This window comes from Streptomyces sparsogenes subsp. cuspidosporus, assembly GCF_039532705.1.
Taxonomy (GTDB): Bacteria; Actinomycetota; Actinomycetes; order Streptomycetales; family Streptomycetaceae; genus Streptomyces; species Streptomyces sparsogenes.
This window is the reverse complement of sequence record NZ_BAAASD010000113.1, coordinates 1-2,902: the sequence shown is the minus strand read 5'-3', so window position 1 is coordinate 2,902 and position 2,902 is coordinate 1. Positions and strand designations below refer to the sequence as shown.

4 protein-coding genes are annotated in these 2,902 nt (G+C 65.4%); 2 read left to right on the top strand and 2 right to left on the bottom strand.

The features are described from left to right. The first annotated feature begins 890 nt into the window (after positions 1 to 890). Positions 891 to 1,499: a hypothetical protein gene (locus ABFY07_RS42525; RefSeq protein WP_346179589.1), complete on the top strand. Its 609-nt coding sequence runs from the start codon at positions 891 to 893 to the stop codon at positions 1,497 to 1,499. Between the two features lie 559 nt (positions 1,500 to 2,058). On the opposite strand, the gene ABFY07_RS42520 is transcribed toward ABFY07_RS42525, so the two are convergent. Further along, a complete protein-coding gene (locus ABFY07_RS42520) occupies positions 2,059 to 2,232 on the bottom strand; it encodes a hypothetical protein (RefSeq protein ID WP_346179588.1) in 174 nt (57 codons plus the stop codon). A 4-nt stretch (positions 2,233 to 2,236) separates the two neighbouring features. Continuing rightward, the gene (locus ABFY07_RS42515) at positions 2,237 to 2,572 is read right to left on the bottom strand and encodes a hypothetical protein (RefSeq protein WP_268970990.1); all 336 of its coding nucleotides are present in this window, start codon (positions 2,570 to 2,572) and stop codon (positions 2,237 to 2,239) included. A 117-nt stretch (positions 2,573 to 2,689) separates the two neighbouring features. On the opposite strand from ABFY07_RS42515, the gene ABFY07_RS42510 reads away from it, so the two are divergent. Then, a partial coding sequence (locus tag ABFY07_RS42510; RefSeq protein WP_346179587.1) for a transposase occupies positions 2,690 to 2,902 on the top strand: 213 nt, incomplete at its 3' end.

Below are 2,902 nucleotides of genomic sequence, written 5' to 3'. Positions count from 1 at the left end.
ACCACCGCCAACCTCTACAGCCACCTCACCCAGCAAGCCGCCCACGACGCCGTAGACGCCATCGACACCGCACTGACCCAAGCCGACCCCACCGCCGATAGCCATCCACACTGGCCCGCCTGGCTGCAACCACACCGCGACCACACCAACCAGCACCACAGCCCGCTCAGAGCGCTCTACTCCCCCGCCCTGGGACCCACTTCACCCTCCGCGTCCCAGCCCCAGGGAACGCATGCGGCCACCATGCGACCACCACGCCGAAACACACGGAAAGAGGCCACGCAGGCGGCGGTGGCGCCTGCCGGGACCCCCCGCCGCCTCCGCTACCCGCAAAAACGGCCTCCGACCTGCGATGATGCTGGTCGGGGCGACAGGATTTGAACCTGCGACCCCTTGACCCCCGCCCGAACCCCACCCAACAAGACGAGACGTCAGCAACCGGGCGTCAGCCAACTACGCTGAAGTCCTGACCGAAGAGGGCGCGATGGTATGCGACTTCCGGTTTGCGCACTCCATCCCGATGTTGTTGCCGATGGGGTCTCCGTTGTTGCGCCGTGGGACCATCCGGTTGGTTTCCGCTGCGCTCTTCGAGATGCACGACGAATGGATCGCCTTACCTCGCCAGCACCTGCCCGAAGGTGATATGGGTGAATCTGTCGCAAACTCTCTTTTGGTTCCTCCGCGCTACCCAACGTACCGAAATACAACGTCCAGTTGATCCCTAACAGCATGACGAGGGACACTACCTGGCGGACCGAGTGGCACTCGCTTCGGCGTCCTCCCGCGCAGGTCATCGGAAGCCATCTACCCATGCATTACTGGGCAGTTGACCTCAGGGTTTCGTGGTAGCGTCCTTGATCGGAGGGACAGTGCAACCTGGAAGGGAATTCGTGAACACGGAGAAGATCACCGCTCGCCGCCTCTCGCTGGAAGAGGTGACGAAGCTCAGCATGAAGGACAGGCTGTTCATTTCCGCCGACACGGCACAACTCAAGCTTCCCGACTGCTATGTCCCTGCTTTTCTGACCAAGTCCGGTGAGGATTTCGAGGGCGGCTCGATCACGGCGAGAACCGTATTCCAGGAAGAGGTCTCCTGCCTTCCCGACGACGAGAAGGACACCGGAGTCTACTTGGCTGACGAGAACGGCTCGGTGACTATCGAGGTCCTCCAGTCCGCCGGTGTCGTGCTAGACCTGGCACTTTTCGTCCCTGGCGGGGACAAGGGCGCCCTCACGGCCCTTTACGCCGCGGCCCGGCAGGCCTTCGGCGCCGACACCGTACAAATCTGGCGCCAGGGCCTCAAGGAGGTTCCCGACGTGAAGGTCGACATCTTCGAGGAGCAGATTCCCCGGGGGCGCAAGGGGACCGACAACCCCAAACGTGACCGTCGCGCGTTCGACACCTACCCCACCCGTGCAGACTTCATCGAGTTCTCCGCGGGGTGGAAGCCGGTCATTGAAATTCACAGGCCGATTGTTGACGACACCCCGACCATCTGAAACGGCGTTACTGATTTCGGCTCGTTAGGGTGATGTGGGGGTGTCCAGGGGCAGGCCAGTCGCACCTGGGTGACATACTTTCCGGCACCGACAGGAAGCCGCCTGGCCCTATACCCTCAGCGGGCGGACGCCAGCACGGCGCCCGCCCGTCCGCATTCCTGTCAGGGGAAGCAGCCGGGCGGGCTCCGTGCATCACACGCTACCGGCCTCCGCAGGCCACCGTCCGTACTTGATCGCCTCCACCCCAGGACACCCGCGAAACGTCACCCGATCGAGGGGGCGGCGCCACTACATACCGTTCCTCTCCAGCACCGCCCCGACCCATCACCCACACGGCCGAAAAGTGGGGCCAGGCGAAACCGTTTCGGTGGGGCCAACACACGCCGTCGAAAACGTGAAGCGGGCCAGGGCGTCGGCCCCTCGCCAGCAGGCGTGGTTCGCCGAGCGGTGGGCCCGAGCAGTGCGCTCCCCGGCCCGCCTTGATCCCGGGCTCGCCCTTCGTGCCCTTCTTCGCGCTGCGAAAGCTCGTACACCGTCCGGGCCGTCACGTCCTCCTCATCTAGATCGACCTCGCGCAGAACTGCTGCGGACCCACCAGGTTGCTGGTGCCGCTCAGGCGCTGCTGTTCGGCACGGAGCAGCGCCACCAGGATCCGTGCCTCGCGGCGGGCCAGCTCATCCAGCGGATGCCGCCAGGCCGGCAGGTAAATGAGTTTGCACGGGTCCGAGTCCAAAGACCTACCCGTGCGTCGCATTGACCTTCGTAGCGACGCTGCCGAGCCTGCGGCTCAGCGTGACGCCCCAGTTCTGAGCGACCTTTCCGAGCCGTTGGTGGCCGACCACGTGCAGCTGGTGTCCATGGCGCCCTTCCTCGGTGAGGCTGTCGCCCAGCTTGTACGCCACCTCGATGGTGCGGTTGGAGCCTTCGGGCGCGAGCGTGGCGGATCCGTACCTCGGCAGGAGCGGGAAGCAGGAACCGGGATGAGCGAGGTGGAGCGCATCCGTGAGGGTCGTCTTTCCGGCGCCGTTGGCACCGATCAGCACGCCGAAACGGCCGGGCAAGTGGCTAACCATCTCCCCCTCCGTACTCGCCCGGAACCGGCTCTGTCCTTGCCGGAATGAGATGACCCCGGTTTCGTGGAGTCCCTGAAGCCAGGCTTATGATCCTGGCCCGAAGGAGAACCACGAGCAGTGCCAGCACCACGCAAGTACCCGGACGAGCTCCGTGAGCGGGCCGTCCGTGAGGTCCGCACCAGCGGCCGTCCGATCGCGCATGCCGCGAAGGACCTGGGCATCCACAAGGAGGCCCTGCGCGGCTGGGTCCGCCAGGCCGAGGCGGACACCGGTGAACGCGACGACCGGCTGACCACCGCCGAGCGGGAAGAGCTGAGGCAGCTCCGCCGG